Source organism: Spongorhabdus nitratireducens (assembly GCA_947387575.1).
Lineage (GTDB): Bacteria > Pseudomonadota > Gammaproteobacteria > Pseudomonadales > Endozoicomonadaceae > CANDOC01.
Genome location: CANDOC010000019.1, coordinates 1 through 2194 on the forward strand (window position 1 = coordinate 1; position 2194 = coordinate 2194).

Annotated in this window: 2 protein-coding genes; both read right to left on the minus strand. The window is 48.4% G+C overall.

Translation table 11 applies throughout. From position 1 onward, the window contains the following. Positions 1–1025 (minus strand): flagellin N-terminal helical domain-containing protein (locus tag ACYZZ0_RS22260; protein ID WP_461538869.1); only part of this gene is annotated, 1025 nt, incomplete at its 3' end. Between the two features lie 176 nt (positions 1026–1201). Further along, a partial coding sequence (locus ACYZZ0_RS22265; RefSeq protein WP_461538870.1) for a flagellin occupies positions 1202–2194 on the minus strand: 993 nt, incomplete at its 5' end.

Here is a 2194-nt window from a genome sequence, read left to right on the forward strand (position 1 = left end):
TGGTTCTTGGTCATATTGGTGGTTTCCTTGGCGAAATCCACGTCTTTAATACGACTCATAGAGGTGTTCAGGTTTTCCTGCGTGTTCTGCAGATTGGCTACGGTGTAGTCTAGACGGTTTTGAACGGCACCGAGGTCAGCTCGAGAAGAATCTATCTTTGCCAAAGCGCTATCCAGAACCACAGCCGCTTTTTGAGCGCCTTCTGCTGTTGAAATATTAATACCACTTACTGAAGTGGGAGTGGCACCAGCTTTATCCGGCAGATCACTATCTGCAGCCTTTGCTGCATCCAATGCTGCAGCTGTACCAACCAGCTCAACGCCTGATCCATCTTCTTTAGCAACTGCAGTTACATCGACGTTTTTAGCAGAAAGAAATTTATTCATTTGCTCTGCTACTTCTTTAGTAGTGCTATCTTGCTTGATAACAAGCTCATCAGCAGTACCATCACCCAGTGTCAAATCCGCAGCCAGCTTGCCACCAGCGGTTGCCACTGCAGAAGAAACTTGGACATCGCTACCCAAATCTTTTGCAAAAGCTGAATCAATACCAAAGCTGATAGTTTCACCCGCATCAGCACCCACCTGGAAGCTCAGGCTGGAAGCAGAACCATCCAACAGGTTGATACCCGCAAAGTTAGTCTGACGAGCAGTATCATCAATCTGGCTAATCAGCTGAGTGACTTCTTCCTGCATTGCAGCACGGTCTTCGCCAGTATTGGAGCCGTTTGCTGCCTGCAGAGACAGGTCACGCATTCGGTTCAGCATGTTGGTGGTTTCCACCATCGCACCTTCTGCGGTCTGGGCCATGGAGATGGCATCGTTGGCATTACGCATTGCCACGTCCATACCATTGGTCTGGGTCTTCATCCGGTTGGAAATCTGCAGACCAGCCGCATCGTCAGAAGCAGAGTTGATACGCAGACCAGTGGAGAGACGCTCCATGCTGGCAGACAGGCTGTTCTGAGTCTGGTTCAGATTATTCTGAGCCATCAGGGCAGAAGTGTTGGTGTTGATGGATAGCATGGTGACTACTCCTTATTTGCTTTCAATACAGGAGTCGTCTTTTTTGGTGGGAAATTAAGGTTATGGTGAAGGGTTTTCAGTATGAATGTCGAGTTGAGAGTGGCTCAAATCTTTTGAACCACTCTACACAACAGTTCACAGTTTCCTGATTACTGTTTACCCTGAGGCGAAGCCGATTAACCCAGCAGCTGAATCGCGTACTGCGGCATCTGCTTGGTCTGAGCCAGAACAGTGTTACCGGCCTGCATCATCATCTGGTTCTTGGTCATATTGGTGGTTTCCTTGGCGAAATCCACGTCTTTAATACGACTCATGGAAGTGTTCAGGTTTTCCTGAGTATTTTGCAGGTTGGCTACGGTGTAGTCCAAACGGTTTTGAACCGCACCCAGATCAGCACGTTCAGAGTCGATTTGAGCCAAGGCAAGATCCATGACAAAAGCAGCTTCTTGTGCTCCGGCAGCTGTACTCAGATCAATTTCGGCTACAGATCTATCTCCATTAGTACCATCTTTTGTATAGCCTGTAACACCTGTCAGGGTCTCGCCTTCCTTAGCAACCAGGTTGAACTGCTTATTTTCTGCATCGTATGTCACGCTTGCATTTATATTGTTCTCATCAAGCTGCTTCTGCATTTCAGTTGCTACTTGTGAGCCTACCTCAACAATTGAATCACCAGCTTTAACTTCGACATCTACGTCTGTACCACCGATATCAACATTCAAAGTGGCATTGGCCGCAGCCTTCCCATCGACAGCAGCTGTAGCAAGGGTATCAAAAGCGGCAAAAGCTACCTCACCAGCTTCAACCTTACCAAGATCCTTTGCGAAAGCAGAATCAATACCAAAGCTAATAGTTTCACCCGCATCAGCACCCACCTGGAAGCTCAAGCTGGAAGCAGAGCCATCTAGCAGATTAATACCAGCAAAATTTGTCTGACTGGCAGTATCATCAATCTGACTGATCAGCTGAGTCACTTCTTCCTGCATTGCGGCACGGTCTTCTGCAGTATTGGAGCCGTTAGCAGCCTGCAGAGACAGATCACGCATCCGGTTCAGCATGTTGGTGGTTTCCACCATCGCACCTTCAGCGGTCTGGGCCATGGAGATGGCATCGTTGGCATTACGCATTGCCACGTCCATACCATTGGTCTGGGTCTTCATCCGGTTGGA